The 21,095-nt window shown below is 49.3% G+C and carries 12 protein-coding genes and 1 pseudogene; 3 read left to right on the plus strand and 10 right to left on the minus strand.

Annotated features, from left to right (window positions below; all coding sequences use genetic code 11):
* Window positions 1-81: 81 nt before the first annotated feature.
* The 4 genes from OZ401_RS24930 to OZ401_RS24945 form a co-directional block, all read right to left on the minus strand.
* Entirely contained in the window at window positions 82-2,121 is a 2,040-nt protein-coding gene (locus tag OZ401_RS24930; RefSeq protein WP_341472262.1) for a hypothetical protein, read from the minus strand.
* Between the two features lie 16 nt (window positions 2,122-2,137).
* Window positions 2,138-4,099: a VirB4 family type IV secretion system protein gene (locus OZ401_RS24935; protein WP_341472263.1), complete on the minus strand. Its 1,962-nt coding sequence runs from the start codon at window positions 4,097-4,099 to the stop codon at window positions 2,138-2,140.
* A gap of 144 nt (window positions 4,100-4,243) precedes the next feature.
* The gene (locus OZ401_RS24940) at window positions 4,244-5,539 is read right to left on the minus strand and encodes a hypothetical protein (protein ID WP_341472264.1); all 1,296 of its coding nucleotides are present in this window, start codon (window positions 5,537-5,539) and stop codon (window positions 4,244-4,246) included.
* A gap of 1,070 nt (window positions 5,540-6,609) precedes the next feature.
* Complete coding sequence (locus OZ401_RS24945; protein WP_341472265.1) at window positions 6,610-7,473, minus strand: PEGA domain-containing protein; 864 nt, start codon at window positions 7,471-7,473, stop codon at window positions 6,610-6,612.
* A gap of 504 nt (window positions 7,474-7,977) precedes the next feature.
* Between OZ401_RS24945 and OZ401_RS24950 the strand changes: the two genes are divergently transcribed.
* The gene (locus OZ401_RS24950; RefSeq protein ID WP_341472266.1) at window positions 7,978-8,346 is read left to right on the plus strand and encodes a BRO family protein; all 369 of its coding nucleotides are present in this window, start codon (window positions 7,978-7,980) and stop codon (window positions 8,344-8,346) included.
* Window positions 8,347-8,579: 233 nt separating this feature from the next.
* On the opposite strand, the gene OZ401_RS24955 is transcribed toward OZ401_RS24950, so the two are convergent.
* Window positions 8,580-9,074: an IS3 family transposase gene (locus OZ401_RS24955; RefSeq protein ID WP_425607652.1), complete on the minus strand. Its 495-nt coding sequence runs from the start codon at window positions 9,072-9,074 to the stop codon at window positions 8,580-8,582.
* A gap of 83 nt (window positions 9,075-9,157) precedes the next feature.
* On the opposite strand from OZ401_RS24955, the gene istA reads away from it, so the two are divergent.
* A complete protein-coding gene (istA, locus tag OZ401_RS24960; RefSeq protein ID WP_341472267.1) occupies window positions 9,158-10,387 on the plus strand; it encodes an IS21 family transposase in 1,230 nt (409 codons plus the stop codon).
* Window positions 10,387-11,205, plus strand: coding sequence for an IS21-like element helper ATPase IstB (gene istB / locus OZ401_RS24965; protein ID WP_341472268.1), 819 nt, complete (start codon window positions 10,387-10,389; stop codon window positions 11,203-11,205). Before istA ends, istB begins: the two co-directional genes overlap by 1 nt.
* 121 nt (window positions 11,206-11,326) lie before the next feature.
* On the opposite strand, the pseudogene OZ401_RS24970 reads toward istB, so the two are convergent.
* From OZ401_RS24970 to OZ401_RS24990, 5 genes and pseudogenes are all read right to left on the minus strand, one after another.
* Window positions 11,327-11,794: pseudogene (locus OZ401_RS24970) on the minus strand (IS3 family transposase); the annotation flags it as partial.
* Window positions 11,795-11,853: 59 nt separating this feature from the next.
* Window positions 11,854-12,057 (minus strand): transposase, encoded by a 204-nt coding sequence (locus tag OZ401_RS24975; RefSeq protein WP_341472270.1) that lies wholly within the window; start codon window positions 12,055-12,057, stop codon window positions 11,854-11,856.
* Window positions 12,058-12,328: 271 nt separating this feature from the next.
* Window positions 12,329-17,722: an FtsK/SpoIIIE domain-containing protein gene (locus OZ401_RS24980; RefSeq protein WP_341472271.1), complete on the minus strand. Its 5,394-nt coding sequence runs from the start codon at window positions 17,720-17,722 to the stop codon at window positions 12,329-12,331.
* Window positions 17,715-19,358 (minus strand): methylation-associated defense system protein MAD7 family protein, encoded by a 1,644-nt coding sequence (locus tag OZ401_RS24985; protein ID WP_341472272.1) that lies wholly within the window; start codon window positions 19,356-19,358, stop codon window positions 17,715-17,717. Before OZ401_RS24985 ends, OZ401_RS24980 begins: the two co-directional genes overlap by 8 nt.
* A 28-nt stretch (window positions 19,359-19,386) precedes the next feature.
* Complete coding sequence (locus tag OZ401_RS24990) at window positions 19,387-20,922, minus strand: hypothetical protein (protein ID WP_341472273.1); 1,536 nt, start codon at window positions 20,920-20,922, stop codon at window positions 19,387-19,389.
* Between the last annotated feature and the right edge of the window lie 173 nt (window positions 20,923-21,095).

The raw sequence follows: 21,095 nt of genomic DNA on the forward strand, positions 1-21,095 counted from the left end.
GCTATGCTGACCTCTTTCTATCTGGCTCTTTACACCAGTCCGGCAAGTGTCGCCTCGCCAGAAGACTTTCTCTCCCCACTCCTATTTTTCCTCTTTGACCTCGAACAATAGCCCCAACCCCGCTGAAGCCCAGCCCTCTGCGCCGGTGTCAGCCTGTCCGGTACATTCCAGTAGAGTTTGGGCCGGGCCGATCTCCTTGGCCCCACTGCGTTCCAGGAAAGGATATTCCTCTAAACCGCCCGGTAGGTGCCAGAGGGCGGCCAGTTCTGCCGAGTTAAATAAACCCAGGCCAGGATAAGCTTTAATTTCCGCCGGTATCTCCCGGCGACCCAGGTTGGCCAGTGCGTCAAAAAGACGGCTGTTAAAAGGCCAGAGGTTAGCCACAAAGCCTTCCCTCAAACATTCAGGGTCGGGCCAGTCCAGCGGATGCAGACTGGAAAAGACCTGAATTTCACGCTGGGGTGGGGCTGCCACAAAAGCGTTGCCGCTGCCGTTCTGGTAGGCGGCATAACCGCCGGCCAGGGTCTGTAACAGTTGTTCTCCTCGTTCCTCCGCCCCAGCCAATGCCAGCTCCTGCACCATTTCCCAGATGGCCGGATCTTCCGGCTTTATCTTCAAGCCGCTTCCCCCCGCCACATTCGCTGCCCCACTACCAATTTGTTCCAGCATACTGTTCCTGAGCCGGTAGAGTGTTCTGGCTCTGGCTTGTTCCCCCGGCCCGAAGTGCTGTAAAAACTCCGAACCTGTTACCGCCTGCCGGAGGTAAGGCTCCAGGCGTACGGAAGTGACCAGCCGCAAAGCCGCCAGCGACACAGGACAGGAGATTTTAGTCTCGATGGCGAGCGGCGAAAGCACCTCTCCCGGTCGTCCTTTACGCCGCATAAACCACCAGAGTGCCGCCATAAAAAACAGACTGACAACCAGCCCGACCAGCGCCAGCCCTGTATTTATAACGGCGGTCAGGGTTTCCCCGTGCGCCAGCGGTCCGCCGATGAAATCACGGTAGAACAGCCATAACCCAAAGCCTCCTCCCACCAGGGTGAGCAGGCTTAAAAAGAGCCAGGGATTTGGCCGGTCACAATTGCCCCCCGGTCTCCTCTGGGAAGTTGTCCGGCTAGAACTGTCTGGTCTGTAACGCCTTCCATGTTCTGACACCCCTTCCCGCTGCCGTTTAGCCTGGGGTGTTGGCGGGGCCTGTTCTGACCCAGCGGCTCTCAGGGCTAGTGCCAACCCTTCCTGCGCTTTGCTCCACTCTTTGGGAGCCGGGCCAAAGACCAGTAGCTGGGCAACTACGACTTCACCGGGCTTAAGCCCCGACAGGGCCGCCAGCAGTGAGCGCAGCGGGGTATTTTCCCTTTCTCCAACCCGGTTGCTCTTACCGGCAAGTTCCAGGGGCAAGGCCGGGTGTTCCGAGAGGGCCAGCCAGCCGGTCTGCGCCACCTGGGAAGCCGGATCATCGGCAAAGAGCAGCGGGTCAAATTTCCGCCACTCTTTCAGCCCCTCCTGGCTAAAGCTGAGATTGCGGTGGAGGCGGTAAGCGGCGACCGGCTCACTGCTAAGCCGCTCTACCAGCAGGTGAGGATATTCATGGCGTAGTAGCCTCAGGCATTCTTCCAGCATCTCCGGCCGGTTTGTTCTTAATAGAAAAGAGAGCTGCTGGTAAGCTCCCGCGATTTCCAGCGAGACGGTCCAGTCCCACTGCGGGTGGTGACGTCTGGCAAGGGTTTTCAGCCTGGCCCTGATAGCTGGATCGGTCATAAGCGCCGCCGTTTCGGCCAATCCCCTGTCGCTTTTTCCAGCTCCCCCCACTTTATCTTCCTGGCCCAGAAAAGCCCGGCGCTCCATCCTACGCGCTGCGGTTTTACGGGCCGAGGAGTTTGTAAGGGTGCGTCCTCCGGCCAGCCGGGGCTGTCCGGCCAGCTGGGCTACCAGCGAACTAAGCTGGGTAAAGAAGTTTTCCAGCCGGCGGGGGTCGGTGATAGTCTCACGGGGTGGGATCAGGCGGGCTACCAGGGTGTCTCCAGAACCGGGCAGGGGCGGCCGGTTAAACTCCTCCACCAGGAAATCAAATTGAGCTGAATTAAAATCCAAACCTGGCTCACCTACCTTTAACCTGCTCATAATTTCAATCCCTTCCCTAATAATTTCGCTGAGAGGGTAGACCGTTTACCGGGTTGGTTTCGGCCAGCCGGAACTCCTCCTCGCTATGCACTACCGCCAGCATTACCCAGCGGGTACCACATTTTAAGAGCGCCAACCCCTGTTGGGCCTGGAACAGCACAAAACGCACCTGCTCATCGGTAAGTTTTAAGGCTTCTCGGAGGCTCTTCTCCTGATGAGGTTCCTGCTGACCGATCCACTTGGTGTCACAGCAGGAAAGCACCGCCCGCCCCTGCTCGGTGGACAATAGATCCTCCAGTTGCTGGGTGGCCACCACCAGCGACAGCCCCAGCTTGCGGGAGCGGCGGGCAAAACTCTCCACCAGCCTACCCCCTGCCACCGAACTGATTACACTCCATAACTCGTCCACCACAAAGACCATCGGGCGGCGGTAGCGCACTGCCAGCGACCAGACCCAATCCATTGCCATCAGGATAATTATGGGTTGTAGCTCCCGGGAGACATCCCTGATCTTAAAGACCGTCAGGTGGTCTGAAATATCCAGAGTGGTGGGACGGTTGGTAAAGAAACCGGCAAAAGCCCCGCTGATATACCGCTCCAGGGCACTGGCCAGACCAAAGTCGCTACCTTCTGCCAGATCCCGGATGGTATCGCGCAGGTCGGCCAGAGCCGGAATCCGCGGCCGGGTAAATCTCTCCGCCACCTGCCGGTTATTGGCTGCTCCACCTTCACCGGCCAGTAGTTCGGCGTAAGCCAGCGTGCCCTGTTCCAACAGAGGCGCGGTCAGACGCCCAGACAGCACCTCCTCATAGGTGATCCCGCAACGCCGGTAGGTCTCAAAGACGGCATGTTCCAGAAAATCTCTGGCTTCCCTGGGCAGATCAGAAGTAGCCCGGCTATCCCCCACTCCCAGCACCAGCATGGTCAGGAGGGGCAGTAAAGTGGCCACTTTCTCGGCCAGGGGATTGGCTCTTTCTGATTCGGTTTCGCCCCCGGCCTCCAGCCGCCCGGTAGCGCTGGCCGGTAACTGGAAGATATTAAAGACAAAAGGACGGGAACTGGAGAGCTGGATATTACGACCACCCGCCGCTTCGGCCAGCCGGGAATATTCGTTCTCAGGGTCAATCACAAAAGCTCTGACCCCGGTGGTCAGCAATCGCCCCAGTAATGTTTTAGTAAAGAAGCTCTTACCGGCTCCCGGCTTGCCCCCGATAAAAATATTGGGGTTAGCCAGCTCCGGTCTTTTCCACAGGTTTACAATCACCGGGGAGCGTTCCACCGCGTTAACCCCGAAAAGAACCCCACCCGGCATATTCAGATCGGTAGAGGCAAAAGGGAAAGCAAAGGCTACCGTGGTGGCATCCACCAGCTTGGGCCGCTGCACCTGGTTTTGCCCGTCCGGCAGAAGAGAGCGGAACCCCCTTAACTGGCGGTAAGGCATACTCCTGGCATCAGCTCCACCTCTGACCACCGCGCTCCTTAGCTGAAGCAGCCGGTCACGGGTTTCAAGTGGGGTGCCACCCCAGGTGGTCACCAGTAGATCCAGCTTCAGCGCTTTCTCGGTGCCGGCTTCCAGCTTCTGCTGCAGAGCGTTTACATCCTCCAGCCCCAGTTCCAGCTCGGGGCTGGTGACTCGCCCTTTCTTCTGGTCCTGCAGCCGGGTAGAGATAAAGTCGCGGCGTTGTTTCTGGAGGCGGGCGATCACCCGGCGGGAATCCAAAGGGGTCAAAAAGAAATCCACCTCATGCGGCAAATTCAAAGAAAGGAGTGGGTCAAGCCAGCCGGGGGCTACCTCTCTGGGCAGGTTGGCGATATACAGGTGGCCGTAGTAAAACTCCCCAACCCGGATATATTCCTGCCGGATTTCCACCTGCCCCGGGGCCAAAAGGTCGGGCAGATGGCGGGCACTGGTAGCCAGGGCTTGCTCGACCGCTTCCGCCTCCACCGGTCTTCCGGTTTCTCTATTATCTAAAGCCATTTTGTTATTCTTATCCTTTCGTTATTTTTTGTCCCAAATTAGCGTAACCTTTGGGGCGGTAAGACGCTCTGACTAAAAGTAGCTAAATACCTTTTGCTTGCAGCGAAGATACTTTAATCCCCCTCGTGTGGTCTCAAGTAAAAACTATTTATTCTGGGGCGACTTGAACTCCGGCAGCACTGCCGTACCGGAGCGACGGGTGTTCCCTGGCTGGTCCGATTCTTTCCCCCCTGACGGTGGTGCTTCCTTAGAAATTTCAGCCCGGTTTCCCTTTCCCAGCGGGGCTTCTACCGGCGGAATACTTTTTGGAATAGGGACCCTACCGCCCATGGGACGGTAGGGTTGTTGGTCGGGAGCAGGGGAAGGGGGTGGCACCGCATTGACGGTTGCTACCCTCTCCAGGGCAGTACCGGCAATTTGCCTACCTTCCCAAAAAGCGGAGTTGTCCGGCAGATTACTGGCTACCACCAGCTGGCTCTGCGCGCCCACAAAACCGGACAGCGAGAAGGGCGGTTGTGGTCTGATAGACATGCGGCGGGATCTTAAACTATCGGTGCGACGCACCTCATCGGCCAGCTCAGGGCGCAGGTATTCGGCGAACAGGGCGGTGAACTCCCAATCGGGTAGAGGGGTTATATTTAGCCCCAGAGCCGACAGACCCACCACCAGCAGCTCCTGGTCACGCCGGAGTAATTGCAGGCTGCGCTTATATTCCTCGTACATAGCCTGTTCCATTTCTTCCCGGCGGTTTTCCAGATTTCGCTGCCCCTGCCGCTGCTCCTTGAGACTCAAGTTAGCCTTTTTATGGCCGGGTTTAGGGGTTTGAAGGAGGGGTGCTTGGGTTTTCAGGCTTACACCGGAAAAAAGGGGGCCGGGTAGACCGGTTTCGCGCCGGTAAGCTTCCTCCATCTCGGCCAGCCGGGGGGAAGTAACGGAAAGAATGGCGTAATTACGACGCTCGACCAGTTCTTCAGTCCCCGCCAGTTCGGCCAGGAACTGTTTTTGACCCAATGCCACTCGATGCAAGGCGGCGCTGGTATTACCGGAGAGGGCATAGTCGATCTGCTGGGCCAGCGGTTCCAGCCCGGCTTCCACCATTCGCACCTTGAACTGGATTTCAGCGGTGGTCAGCCGGCATAATACCGCATGGAATCCTCCGATCACCTGCGCCACCTCGGTTTCGCCGGACAGACTGAAATTGCCGGTTCCTACCAGAAGGGCCGCCGCCAGGCGACCCCCTTGGAAGAGGGCTATTCCATCGGCGATCCGGATGGGCGAGAGTTCCAGGTCACGGGTATCACATAACCGTGACAGCGTTTTGGGAGAGTAATCCTTAAGCTCCTCGTCTTTGAGGTCGTAGAAATCTCCGCCACCGGTTCCGGCAAAAGGATCGGCGCGACCGCCCGGCCGGAGTTTTGAGAAGAAGTCAAAAAATGGCATTGTTATAGGAGGCTCCTTTCCTGATTTGTATTTGCTAGCCGAGGTCATTCGACTATTTCAAGATTTAACCTGGCCAATCGACCAGCCAGAAATCCCCACCCTGCCCCGGTTGTGACCCTGGTACTGCCACCAGCAGTCCCCGACCATCCGGACGCCACTCGGCTTCAAAGCGAGGCGCAGTTACCTTATCCAGCAGCGGCAACCGGATCGGGTCATGGGTTTGGTTTAAAACCTTTACGCTGAGGCCCTTTGCTATTTCCACCGGACTATCTGACCGGGCGAAACCGGCCAGTTCTTTTATTTGCAGCTGTAAGCCAGCAGCGCCGGAGAGAAATGGCCCATTATCCCGGGAAGCTACCTGTCCGGAAAGATAAAACAGGCTATTGTCCTGATTGAAATAAGGGAAGGAATCCTGTCTGAGCTTATCTGAAGAATCCCGACCAGGGCTCTTGCGGCTGGCCGAGCCGTCCGGTTGTCCCAGATCCAGTAGCGGGATTGGTAGGGCAGTAGGGCCAGAATTAGTGAGCAGAGGGAAAAGGGTGTCAAAAGGTTTGCTGTTATCCTGCGCCCAGGCTGGCGCACTTGCTCCGTACACCCCCCGATTATCCGTCGGGCTATTTTGTCCCGCCCAGGCAAAGGGGTTGAAACGACTCTGGCCGTAAGCCAGTGGGTAGACTTTTTCTCCCCCTGGCGGGTTTGGCGAGGTAGCTTGCTCCCAAAGCCGTCCTCCTGAGACTTCACCCAGATAACGCAGTGGAGTGGCAGTAACACTGGCTCTTTCCCCGGCCTGACGCAAATCCAGCAAGCACAGGCTAGGAGCGGTTTGGCTTTCAAAGCTACTGCCCCGCGTTACCAGAAAAGAGACGGCGGTGCCAGCCTGGTTCCAGGCGACCGTGCCTGGTAGCACAGTGAGTGGTAAGGGTTGGGGTGTCGCCAGCAGGGCCAGACCGGGAGGAGTACCTCCACCTGCTCCCATTACCAGCGCCACCGTCACCGGGTTGCCACTTCCTGCTGGTGCCAGTTTTATTACCGCCAGTAGCCGGTCCCCGGCAGGAGACCAGTAAAGCTGCTCAATGGTAGCGTAACGCTGCGCTGAGAAGTTGCCCGGTGCCGGTGGTGTTATTCCCGGTAAAAGATCGGTCAGTTGTCCCAGGCTGAAAAGTGGAAGGGGGTCGGGCAAGGTTAAAAAAGCGCCGGCAGGGGAAAGGGTGTTGGGCAGGCGGGCCAGCCAGACGGTTTTCATCGTCCCAGACCGGCTGGCCAGTCTTAAGGCTGTTACCCGCCTCGCTCAAGGTGTAACTCGGCTGGGATTTAAGGTGACGGGCCACAAAAGCCAGGCGACCGGCATCGGGAGAAAGAGCTGGTGCATTCAGGACAATTTCCCGAGAGCCGGTGGCACCGGAAGCTTTAACCAACCCGTCAAGGGTGGGCGGTGACACCACCACCGGATTTATAGCGCCGGAGGAAAGCTTATACAGCCACAGGTTGGTTGGCCAGCCCTCTGCGCCGGGCGGGAGCGGTTGGTGGCCGGAATCCAACTCGGTCAGTTCAAGCAGCTGTGAAGAAAGAAAGCGGGCGTAATCCAGACGGGCACCGGGGAAAGGCAGGGGTAAGCGGTGCAGGGTGGCCTGGTCGGGAAAGAGGGTGATAGTCTGGGTATAAACCGGAAGCGCCCCCTCCGATAAAGGTTTACCGGTTACCTGGAGGGTGGTATGGTAGGTGCTAAAACCACCCTTTCCGACATCTATCCGGTTGTTACCGGGGGGCAGTTTCAATCTGGTGGGAGTGCTACCGTCCATGGGTTGGCCTTCCAGATAAACGGTTGCTCCAGTAGGGTCTGAATTTACCAGTAGCTCCAGCACCGGCGCGCCTCGCTCAGGGGACAGCAAAAGGTTGAGCGGATTGATCCCGGTAAGAAATATAAGGCCGACCACCAGGACTGCCAGAAAACCAAAGCCTGAGAAAAGGACAAAACCCAATCCCCTAAACCAAACTTTAGATCTTTTCCTGTTTTTCAGGCGTCTGCTCCGACCGGGTAACCCCTTTCTTCCAGAGGTTCCCCGCTTGCTGCCCTGGGACATACAATTGCTCCTCATCACAAAAGGCTGTAAAAACTACCGACGTAATCTGGTCAGTATGGCTGGATCAAATTTCGAGTTGGCCTTTAGAGTAACAAAGAGATGGTGACAAGATGGCTACAAAAAAGTATATATTTGAGCCAGCGCATCAAATACCGGTCAGTTCGGAAGGAGAAGTTGAAATCAAAAGTAATCAGGGTCGGTGGTGTATTGAAAAAAAAGGCCAATTATCATACCGGTATGATAAAAATATGCCTGAGCAATAAAGCAAAACTTGAAAATACCCTTGAATTTCTAGTATAATTGTTCTATGAGAAAAACTTTATTTCTATATACCTGTTAACCGTAAAGGAAATTTAGATGGGTAAAGAAATCCCGACAACTCTTGATTTTGAGAGAATAAAGCAGATAAGCCCCTACGGGGCTGAATACTGGAGTGCCCGCGACCTGGCTCCTCTACTTGGTTACGATAAGTGGCAAAACTTTGAAGTCGCTATTAAGCGCGGTATAACCGCCTGCGAACAGGTAGGACAAATCGCAAAAGACCATTTTACTGGCGCCGGTAAAATGGTCACTCTTGGATCAGGAGCGCAGCGCGAAGTAAAAGATTACATTCTAAGCCGCCTTGCCTGTTACCTCATAGCCCGTGCGCCCGTAAAGGGACATTACCTCAGTGGGGTCAAGACTCTGTTCCCTGTGGGTAGGGGAACTGCTCAACGCCTTACCTAAAGACTGAAAAGCCAATAGGGAACATAGCACGGCGGTATAAAGGGAAAACAAGGGTTCCATCAAACCGGAGTGTTTCTCAGAGCAGTCTCGACAAGGTGAAAGCTACACTGCTTTAAGTCCAGTATCAAGCGGTATAAGAGGTAACGGGTGGGAAAGATGGTGACGCCCACTCTCTTCTGGACGAGCGTTAGTTGGATTTGAACTTGCCCCGGTTTAGTGGGGTGTGAGAATAGTCAAACATTTAGCTGTTCAAACCCCACTGGTGTCATAAAACCCAACGCCGAATGTAGCCGCTTCCGATTGTAAAACACTTCCATATATTCGAAAATAACTGTCTTGGCTTCGCGTCTACTCTCAAACTTATAACGATCCGTACATTCCACTTTCAACGTCCCGAAAAAGCTTTCCATGAGTGCATTGTCCCAACAATCACCCTTTCGGCTCATATTGGTTTCGATCCCGTACTGCTCCAGCAATCCTTGGTAACCCCTACTGGTGTATTGGCTCCCCCGATCGGTATGATGTAAAAGCCCCTTTCCCGGTTTACGTCGCTCCAATGCCATAACCAAGGCTCTTTCCACCAACGCTTCATCCCGGTTGGCACCCAGCGACCAACCCACTACTTTGCGGGAATAAATATCTAACAAGGCTGCTAGGTACAACCAACCTTCATTAGTCCATACCCCGGTAATATTGAAAACAAGCGTGAAATAATGAGCCAGAAACAAGCGTAAAGATTTGACCCACCTCCCTAACTAAATCAAACTGGTTCTCCCTAATCAAAGCCCAAAGGCCGTAAAAGGAGAACAATATGCTGAAGTTGGAGGAAAGGATGGACGTACAGCTGCTCAAAAAGCAAGGGCTTTCAATTCGAGCTATTGCTGAACAAACCAGTTACAGCCGTAATACTGTTCGCAAAATCTTACGTCAGCAATCGGGAGCGACCCACGAAATCTCCAGAAAAATTCGCAGTTCTAAACTTGATCCTTTTAAGCCCTATTTGGAAAATCGGTTTAAGCAGTATCCACTTTCGGCGGTTCGGCTTATGGAAGAGATAAAACCGATGGGCTATACCGGTTCAATTGACGTACTCAGACGCTTTCTTCAATCCCTCAAACCGCGTCGTCAAGCTTTAGCCAAAGCCACCATTCGTTTTGAGACCCCACCCGGAGAACAGGCGCAAGCGGATTGGGCATACTGTGACCGTTTCCTTGATCCAAATGGCGAAACCATTCCTATCTATGCTTTTGTAATTGTACTGGGTTTCTCCCGAATGTTGTATCTAGAATTCACTACCTCAATGGAATTGCCAATACTGTTGGAATGCCATAAACACGCTTTTGAATATTTTGAGGGGTCTCCGGCTACGATCCTCTATGACAATATGAAACAGATTAAATTAGCACCCGGTCAATTCAACCCACTCTACCTGGATTTCGCCCAATACTACGGGCTGGTTCCCAAAACTCACCGGGTACGCCGCCCGCGTACCAAAGGCAAAATAGAGCGTATGGTAGATTACGTTAAAGATAATTTTCTCACAGGGCGTACTTTTATTGACCTGGTTGATCTAAATAGCCAAGGTCGGATTTGGCTTGAACAAACGGCTAATGTCAGGGTTCACGCTACCACTGGTCACCGTCCAGTAGATTTATGGCAGCTAGAAAAGGCAAAATTAGGCGCTTACCAGACCCTTCCTCCTTACCAGATCACTTCTAGAGAGTTGCGAAAAGTCAGCGCAGAGAGTTTTGTACATTGGGCTGGTAGTCGTTATAGTGTACCGCCCGAACACGTTGGGCAAACAGTGTTGGTAGAGGTGCGCCAAGGACAGCAAAGAATTGTGATCCGTTCTAACAACCTGATCATTGCCGAACATATTCAGGCCGCTAAACCAGGTTTGTGTATAGCAGAAAAAGCGCATCTGGAGGCGCTGTGGAAACTTTCGCTGGGCAACCCTCCCGCTCCAGCCCACCGCTGGCAAGTCACTTTTAATGAAACTGTGTTGGCTCCCGCCCTTTCTAGTTATGAGGAGGTAATCTGATGAGCCAAACATACGAACATCTGGCAGTTAGTGGGCTGGAGCAACTGGGTCTCAAGACCGCGCTCAACCAGTTGGATCAAGCCAGCCAGCGAGCCGCTGCCGAAAATTGGAGTTATACCCACTTTCTAGGTTACCTTTTAGAAGGAGAGTTGCGCGAACGTCAGCGTAAGACAATCGAGACAATTCTGAGGTTTGCTAATATGCCTTATCTCAAACGCCTAAACGAGTTTGACTTTACTGCTCAACCAGGGCTTGATCGTCGCTTAATTGACGAACTGGCTACTGGTCGGTTCCTCCACGAAGGACGCAACATTATCTTTTTGGGTCCGCCTGGCGTAGGCAAAACCCACCTCGCCCTCAGTCTTGGCGTTATGACCGCAGAAATGGGACATCGGATCTACTTCACCACGGCGATGGACCTGGCACGGCGTTTAACTAAAGCGGTCGATGAAAACCGTTTGCACCGCCAGATCAATGTATTAACTCAACCCAAGCTGCTAGTTATTGATGAGATGGGCTATTTGACCCTGGATGCAACTCAGGCTGGCCTCTTATTTCAGGTGATTTGCAAACGTTACGAAAAAGGGCATTCCCTGGTGTTAACTTCCAATAAGCCCTTTGGTGAGTGGGCTCAGCTTTTTGGAGGAGACGCAGTAATGGCTAGTGCTGCCCTTGACCGCCTACTTCACCGAGCCACGGTGATAAACATTCGTGGGGCGAGTTTTAGGTTAAAAGAGAAACGCCAAGCCGGATTAGAAAATACCGAGACTTTGTCGCTTGTACCTAAGCCCACCATACCAAATGGCAAGATAGAATGAAATTATTAGCTATACAGCTGATTGCCCTCCTCCCGACAATTGATTTTTCGGTAGTTGGCAATGCTTGTATGGTTTTAGAAACTGAATTGCAGACATTGAGGTGGGTCATTTTTTATGCTGGTTAGTGGGTCACTTTAAAACGCCTGTTGACAATATCTCCCACCCATTTCTCATCAGGCTTGGTAGCCGTGAAATCCCGCTTTAGCCGGTTGGGTGCCACCGGGTTGTTGTGCTGGCTATTAGTCGTTAGAACCTTGCGCTTCTTACGTCGATGACAGGAGACTAGCCCCAGCAACCGCATCAGTCTGGCTACCCGCTTCCTAGAACAGTTTATCCCCTTACGCCTTAGCGCCGCCTTTACTCTGGGACTACCGTAAGTTTGCCGGGACTGCTCGAATATAGGCTCAATTTCTGCTCCCAGTTCCCGGTCAGCCTTGGCTCTGGCACTTTTTGGTCGTTTCCGCCAGGCGTAATAGCCGCTTTCAGAAACCACCAGCACCTTGCACATTAACCTTACCAGAAATTCCTGCTTGTGCTCATAAATGAACTGAAACTTCACTTTTGGTTCTGCGTGAAGATGGCTCTGGCTTTTTTTAAGATATCCCTTTCCATCCGCAGTCGTTCATTCTCCATTCGCAGCTGACGGAGTTATTCTTCAGCCTCAGTTTGATGACCCTTACCAGGAAAGGCTTGCTCCCCTTTTTCGGCCAATATTTTACGCCAATGGTATAGCACACTGTCCGATACTCCCAGTTCTCTAGCGATTTGTACGGCTGTTTTACCGCTGGTTTCCATTAACCGCACTGCTTCTCGCTTAAATTCTACTGGATACTCTTTCTGTGTCTCTCCCATTTCTGCCCCTTTCGTGAAATAGTATAGCATTCTCTCTTCCTATACTCCACGATTCCTGGTCAACTTCTCTGTCAATGGTTTCGAGCACCAATCCAACTTGGGCAGGCAGCAAGAGACTAAGGTCTGAAATGGTTTTCTCCTTTTTGAGATATCATTTTACCGCTAAATTATTCCGCTATTTATATACGTACCAAGGTTTCAAAATCAGCAAAAGTGAGACAGAACCCAAAGTCAGCACCAATACTGTTAAAAACCGAATTATAAAAGGGTCTCAATACAAATTATCACTTCGTAAAAGTTTTACAAGATCGTCAATCTCATCGGGAGTTACATACGGTACTTGGGCATATACAAGTGAAAGATTGCCTTCAAGTTTAGCTAATAAATGCCCTCTGCCAAGTAAGCGCTCTGCCCCACGTTCTCCTAAAGCAATCTCAGAGGTACCCTCAGAATCTACACGAAGTATTAAACGGTTACCTAAATTCGCTCGTAATTGCATTGGGACAACATTGGCTTCAGGCCGCTGCGCCGCAAACACTAAATAAATTCCCGCAGCACGTGCCTTTACGCCTAAACGCTGAACAGACGAGGAAACTTCTTGCTTATACTCGTCAGATAACATCCATTCAGCAAACTCATCGTGAATTAGCCACAAGGCTGGTAATCGTTCTCCAGAGCTAACTTTCTCATTATATGCCCGAAAATTTTGAACTCTAGCTTTCCTCATTAGTACATAGCGATTATCCATTTCGGTAATTAAAGTTTGGATGCGGTTAATAGCGGTATCTTGCTGGTCAATAATCCCACCGTCTAAATGAGGAAGGCTTTCGAAGGTGAAGTAATCAACCCCCTGCTTTGGATCAATTATCGTGATTCTTGCTTGCTCAGGTAGGTTAGTTGCAGCGATACTTAGTATAATATTTTGTACTAGAACAGACTTACCACTACCAGTTGTGCCAGCAATTAAAGTGTGGGGAGCATGATCGCTGCCCGGGGAAAGGATAAGTAATGTTCCATCATCTTCACGGACACCAATAAGTAGGTCCTGGTTTCCATTTTTTACGTCGGGTGTCCATCGTTGCCAGAGTTGGCGTAATGATACTGTTTGACGGCCGGGTCTTGCTATTGATAGTGACACTACACCAGGCTCCGGTTGTACACCAATTAAGTTGAGACCATGAGTCGTCAGAAACTCTGTTCTTCGCCGTGTCACTTGATCAATTGTAAGGAGTGAACTACCCTGGAATTTAAGTAGCGCTGCGTTTGGAGTTAATACACTATGAACAAGTTTTGCCTGTAGCTTAAACTGCTGTAAGGCAATTTTTGTAGTTGTTTCAACCTGTCGTAACCAGGACTGGTCTTCTTCACTTTCCTTGATGTCACGTGGGATTTCTTGAATCCACTTAAGTATACTAGGAAATGCCCATTTTTGAGATTCTCGAACCCCTGACTCACTATCCGTTTTGAGCTTATCTGCACTGGGTACTGGCTCAATAATCACTATGGCGGAGTCATTTGTATTTTCTATTTTTTCTACTGCTGAATTATGACTTTCGGTTACAAATGAATCACTAGGAATATTTACGTCTATATCATTTTTTTGATTTCTATCATTATTAGTGACCTTCCCACTTTGGTAATCTATAGAGCTTTGGGATTGACCAGGTCTATAGTGATTATTGCTCGTAACTAAATCCCAATAATTGACATCAATCTCACGCCTTACACCCATTGGATCGCCACGATGATAATATCGCAGGACCAATTCTCGCACATGATCGCGGCCAAATACCTCCTGATGAGCGTCAAAACCATCTTTCGCTTCAGGCAGTCGTATGTGCGCGGAGATATTTACTGCATCAGATGGACCAGATATGAACACATGAGAATATCCACGGAGCTCAAGAATGCACTGTCCATCACGAATTGCTCTCTGCCACTTTGATAAATCTAGTGGGGCCCCAGAAGGAAGACGTATTCCATCCACTAACAAGTCTGAAAGGCGTGCTAGCCAAATATCACGGTCCAAACGCGGGGGTGTTGAAATAACAGCGCCTGCAACACGCTTAAGGGTATCACGTAGTTGTTTATGAGATTCCTTACGTTTGCTAGCGAGACCGCCAAAGTCAATATACTTAGCCTCAGTTATTATCACTACCAGGAGCATTTTATTTTCCGGCGTAAACGTCGGATGTAATACAAGCAGATCCGCAATTTGCTCTTCCTTTTGGCCCAGCCAATCGGCATAGTCATCCAGGAAAAACCAACCAACACTCTGATTATGACCAAGTTCGTAGCTAATGAGATATCGGCTTAAAACTATACCTATTAACTCACTGGCGCTCTGCCCTCGTTGCGCTGCACGTAAAACAATATCCCCCGATACATCATTTGCATCATTGATAAAGCGGGTAGCAAGTTCAGTTATATCGTTGTTGCTAATTCCCAAATCAAGATTCCGGAGGCGATTCACCACCATAGAGCGTAAAAGACCCATGGGGGCCATAGAAGAGATAATCAAGTTACGCCCTTGCGTAGCTATATGTTTGTACCGGATGATTTGTACTTTCTGCTCAATCAGCTGACGCCGGTCAAGCAGTTCGTCGTAATTAACCACCCAGCTAGCAAGGTTGTGAGTCTCTTCAAAAATTTTTGCAGTTGTGCTGTCGCGAAAGTCGAGTTGCCGTGCTGGTAACAGGCGTGTTTCACGGCTACTATTCCAATCTCCTTTAAAGAATGTTGTTACTGCAGTAAGATGTGCCCAAGCTTCAGCTCGCTGAACAGGGCAACAAAGATATACTGTTGATTTCATATCACCGATAGTGGCTGGACGTCGACGAGACCATTGGGCAGGATTTAATGATGCTGGATCAGCAGGTTGAGAATTCACTAAATACCAATCCAGACGAGCATGGCGTGCAATCACATCTTGAAGAAAAACAATGTCTTGTGGGCAACCATCTAAGGGGTCAGGAGGCGGAGCTTGATCTGCTGAGATACCAATGCGTAGCCGAGCCATAAAATCTTGTGTAGCCTCGCTTGCAACATATCTATCCCCCCCATCACCATCCGATGCATCCACGATCTGTTCATATAACCAGCTGAGTTGTTTTGGATCTCGATGTCTAAGTACAATCTGGCAACGAGTGTCCTCATCATCTTGATAAAGACGTCCAAATTTATCTACAACTGCCAGAGGCAGACGTGAAGAATCGCAATTATAAAGAACTACCGAGAGATTAGCTTGTTCATGTGGATGCAGCTTGAGGTAGCGTTGAACAAGCTCTACTACCAGTGTTGCACCCTCAGAAGGATTTTCGTTTGTATCATCTGCACCAGCATCCGCAGCAAGAGGTGACTCATGAAGTGAGTAGTCTCCAGCAGTATCGGTTAGAGCTAAAAGCTCAGGTTGGTTATCTTGCCAGCCAAGTACAACTTCCGGATAATGTATATGTGCTAGCTCCTCGCGCAACTCTGAAAAGAAAAGCCGAGGATCGCCAAATTCAATTTCTTGTGTTGTCAGTAAAGTGCGTATAACATTTGCGAAACGACGTGCTTTCCGGGCCATTGCTGCTAAGCGTAATGGATGCCAGGGGGCAATAATTGCTGTAGGGCGACCACCTTCAACGCCTACAGTACCTAGTTGAAGGATCGGACGTAAAAGCAATTGTCGATTACGATCACCCTGAGCCAGACAACAAATTGATTCAAGAAGTGTCCCATATGTGGTAACCTGATCTTCGAGTTTCAATGAGGAGAGCCCAGTTACTTTAAAATCTATAACAGCTGCCTCATATTCTCGTGCAAATCTTTCAAATTCTGTAGCAAGTTGTTCAGCGTTACTCACGCTTATTAGATTTTTCGATTTTGCCTCATCCAATTTTGAATGCCATAAAAATTTCAGATCGTTAGCTTTTTTATATACACCAACTAGAGAACCTCTATCTTGCCCATAGGCTGCCATAAGCGTACGAACATTCCAGAGATCGACATTCTGTGCTGCTCCTTTACTACTTGTAGACTCGCGATTGGCCCGACAAATGATGAACGGTTTTGTCACCAACCGATTCCAATCATTGACAAACTCGCTTGCAATCCATTGAGGGTTATATCGCCAAATGAATTGAGCGACAGCTTGTTCATCTGCCCCATCGAGAGTTTTAAATTCAAGGGTAACGAAGAATTTTAGTTGTAAAGTTGCTTTTGCTTCAGAACGATTCAACTGCTGCCCACGAACTTTCCATTCTTCGATAAGGTCAGGAAACTTGAAAAGCGCGCCTACATTCCACTCAACATGACGACCAAGCAATTCTTTAAGACCCGCATAGCGTCTTGCAAAATAGAGACCGGCATCAACATTTAGGTTTCTTAAGTCTTTACGGTAGAGACTATCGCAACTTATAAGCAGCTTACGATTAGTACATGGTGTTTCCCAGCTAAAACCTTCCATACAAGTAACTAATCCGCTAAGAAAATCATGTGTTTCCTTTAGGGTTCCAAAAACGAAACGATCCCAGGCAGATTTAAGTTTGCGATCTTCACGCAATTCATCGCGGTGAGCATCATAAAATTGGCGATCATCCTCAATATCCGCTTCGGAACTACGACGCCTGCTTAAGCGTTCAATGTAATCCAACTCTATCGTAGTTAATAATTCTGGATTACGCTCCTTATAAAAATCCAAAGTCGCTTTCCCAAGGTTGAATTTCTCCCGTCTGAGACCATCAAAGAGTGGTCTAATATCTTCCCATTCGCACTCGGATAAGTTTGCGGATTGTGGGGTCCAACCTCCCGGTGCTGCAATGAAATCAGAAATGACTTGATGATATTTCTCAGGAATATCGTTTTTAACCCGCTCGAACGCTATTCTTAATTCATCTTCATTTAACATGACCCCAGAGGGATTTTGTTTGATCAGGTAGCAAGAGTACTTACTTTGAACCATTTTATACTGAGCGCGCCACTTTGCTACCTGGCCACGCGTACCCGGTGCCATTCCCCGGAATTGACCGGCTTTTTTAGGCAGCCGAAGCGCAGGTAGCGCTGAATCTAAGGCTTCGTCAAAAGGAAGACCCTCTTCTTCAATTAACTTTTTTGTCCGTAATACATAGTTTGCATACCGGTCAAGGTTTACGAAATTCTGATCGTTGAGACCCTTTAAAGCTTTTTCCCACCATCTCCGGACATCGTCTAAAATGGCTAAATCTTTACACGCAGCCAAAACCCATAGATCTGCTCGAGCCAGCAAATCTGGAGCCCCAATAGAACTTACTTCACGGAGGGATTGTTCCTCGTCGTCACCAGTATTAGCAAGTAACAAAGCTGGTTTCGCACAGGGGGCGTTTCGAAAGTAGGTCGCCCTTTCTTCTGTGAGTATTTCTGAAGGCAATTCAAATCCAGACATGAAGTGCTTGGGCAGTTTGATGTCAAATTGCTCTGATAAATGGGGGTCAGCCAGGATTGCCTGAGCGATTGCCGCGGTCTGCATCGGTGATAAACAATCAATGATGAAACGTGCTGTTCCACTTATATTTCCACTTGCATCATCGTCATCTAATCGTTCGCGCAGATACGAGGCAACAACATTCCCTAGGAGTATCTCGCGCGATTGAGATACTTTTTGTGTGCTATCAGTTGTTGAAGCTGGGGTTTGCTCATTAGTCATTTTTCCATCTCCCGTAGGGATTTTCTACATAAGCACATGCATCTGAAAGTCTACGTAGCAAACCTAAACTAGCTAACCTCTGCTCTAACCGACGTGCATTAGCCTGAAATGCTTTTCGGTCGAATTCCTCTGTAGATAGCACTTGCTCAGCTTCGTGGTCACCGATCACTAACCCATATTTCTTAAACAGATGGGCTAAAAACTCATCAAACTCCATACGTCGATCTACTGTAGCGAATAAGAGTGTTTTTATCAATTGATCTGTAGGAGCGTAACGAAAACGTGTTGTTCCCCTCCTTGAAATAAGACCAATTTCTCTGCCATAACTACGATGAACTTGCGCTACATGCTGCTTATGACCCTTTCGAATCTCTCCCTTTAACTCGTCTAATAGTTTATCTGGGTCATTAGCTCCTTTGTAGTCGTCGCCCCACCAAACCGCCTCTCGCACAACGTTTAAGCAACGCACATATGCACCTGAATCCCCTTCAGTTAAAGCCGATTGCCAAGAATGGGATTGGCGGATACGTTCAACAAAAAACTCAGCAGCCTGGGTAGATATACCATTGTTAAGACCATAACTCTCCAAGGCGATCTCTCGCACAAGTGTTTTCTTCGGGGCTATAATTTCACAAACCAAATAGAATGGATTTTTATTATCTGCCCAAATTGATGCGACCGCTAGGTGGTAGCGTAATAAATGCAGTGCGGAAAGGGTTACCAAATGTGGATATCCGTCGAACGCAGGCAACTGTAATTTGTAAATAGCGAGCCAATCTCGTGCAAGATCGTCATATACAGGATGATAAAGATATGGTAAAAAGCAACTCTTGTTTTCACCTTCTTGGTCATTTTTATCATCCGGTTGTAATGACGCAACTAGTTTATCCCATCGATTACTTCCTTCAACCATAACTCGAACGGAATTTGTTAACTCACTACGATAGGACGAGCGAGATAACATTGTATAAAGAATTTCTCCACTCCGACCAAAATTAATATATTCGCGACTTGGTTGACCGTTAAGGTTGATATTGAGATCGATGTAAAGTGAATTCTGTCCAAAAGGGAAAACAAATCGCGAAGACCAGCGTTTATTGCTTTCCCGCTCTACCGCCGTGCCTCGAATGATACGAACTACTTTCGCAAACTCATCAAACGAATGAAAGCGCTCTCTAAGATATGAAAAATCACGCTCTGGCACGCCTTGCGCTGAATCTTCCATACTCTTGAGCCATTTTTGCCAGGCTCTTCCACTATCCCCTTGCTCTTCAGCAATGCGGAACACTTCATCATTGTTGAAAAGAATATTGCGCAGATACATGCGTTGTCGTGGCCTATAGCGTAAGGGGTAGGGGGCGTTATCTGAGAAAAGTTGCCCTTGTCGATGGCGTGCTTCAGCAACATTCAAAAATTCAAGGAAAACAAGCCAGGGACTTTGTGAATCCCATATGCGGTGTCCCCAAATCTGTTCATCTAGCCATAGATCAATTTTATGATCTTTTTTATTTGGGCGGAGTCCTGAGGGTGATTCGACAAAAGGCAAGGTATCCAATACACCAGTCCAGACACCTGGGCAGAGTGTAATGGCGGATTGTTCGGTGTTGAATGATTTAGTTTCAGAAGTAGACGGCATTTCTTCTTACCCATTTATTCCTATAATATTACATTTCACGAATCTCTAGATTCTGTACTGTAACCTTGCCTGTTTCTTCGACTTCTAAAAGTCTAAAGGCAAGTGATGCATCGTTCTGTTCTTCTCCATCATGAATTTGACGTTTAGTTAACGCAGTCAGTAATTGGCTTTTAAAGGCAAGCACATCTTCATAACATTCTTTTGAGAAACTACTTGGTAAAGCCCCTTGTGCAACACGACTGAGAAATTCATAACGGGTAAGATAGAGAGGAAATGTGCAACTGATTTCGCGGCTGAATGCTACCTCTAACAGAGGTACAGTTCCATCTTCACGCAAAATAATATCAACCCTTTCACCTCGTCGTGGCTCAACCGATATGCGTTCCTCTAAAAGTCTACTTACCTTACCTTGTGACAGCGCCAGACTTGTAGCCAGCAGAAGATCTCGGTCATCTGAGACTAACATTCCTGTGAATACTCGATTAAGGCCACGAACAAGTCTTGCTAAGATTGTCCGGGCTACCCGTTTCCCCATTTCCAAGGCACTCACGACTTGTTCAAGGTATTCACCAGCGAAGCAAAAAACAGTCAAATCCCATAGATGCATGTCGGCTGCTTCGCTATGAGGTATTTTAAAGAAAAGGCCTCTTCGCTGACTGACAAGCATTCGTAAAAATCTGGAGCTACGTTCTTCATCTTCATCTGTTCCCTCTATGTATTCCCGCTGTGCAGCAGCATAACTGGGATCAGCTCCATAAAATTTATCGGTGTTTATATATTGATTGAAATAGGGCTGTAAAAGTTCATCAGTATCACCAAATATGAGTATGTTATCAATGCGATTAGAGGTTTCAAATCCTATCCCGAATCGGTTGAGAGCATCAAAGACAAGGATAGACTCACGACGCGTATCCGATAAATTCCCTCCCAAAAGATTATTGTAAAGACTTGCTTTAGCAACAGTTCCTTTACGGATAATATTAGGTACATCGTTTGCCTTCATAAGTTGATCTTTGGCATCTGGATGACCGAGAACTGCATTAACCAGTAACAAAAGAATCTGTCGTATTGGAAGGTGGTATTGGTTATAATCGCACAATGAGAATAAATCCTGTAGTCGATTTTGTACAAGAGGAGTTGCTAGTAACTCCAGGTTGTGTCTGATAGGACACTCTGAGCCGAAAAACTCACTAGACCCACTTTCGAGAGAACGGCATATTTCCCACCCTGGTGCTTCTAAGAAACATTGAAGCGCACGCTCAAAGAGATCTGCCGAATGATGCCGGCTAAGGTTAAAAAGTCGTAGAGCGACACCTGATTGTTCCTGGTGATCTTCAACAAGGAGTGTTTCAAGCACCTCTTGCGCCTGCGTCATATATTTGGAAGGATCAAGACGACGCCATGCCTCCATAAGCTGCCCATCATTAGCAGCAATTAGAAATAACTCATCTCTATTGTTCTCAAAGAGTGAAGAGCTAAAACGTTGTAGTAAATCTGTTTTTACTGGATCCCAAGGCATTCCGCGTTCAGGTGACCATGCGCTTAAATCTCGTACCATATGCAATAATCTGTCGCTCCTGCTCAGTTGAACAGACAGGTATGGGCTAGGGGATTGCCACATTCTTGAGTCGCCACCAACGGCTTCCCAAACACGTCGGCATAGATGTGTTTTACCATCGCCAGCGGTACCTGTAAGTATGACAGAGACTGGCTGCGATCCTGTTATTGCTTCTAGCA

Source organism: Candidatus Chlorohelix allophototropha (genome assembly GCF_030389965.1).
Lineage (GTDB): Bacteria > Chloroflexota > Chloroflexia > Chloroheliales > Chloroheliaceae > Chlorohelix > Chlorohelix allophototropha.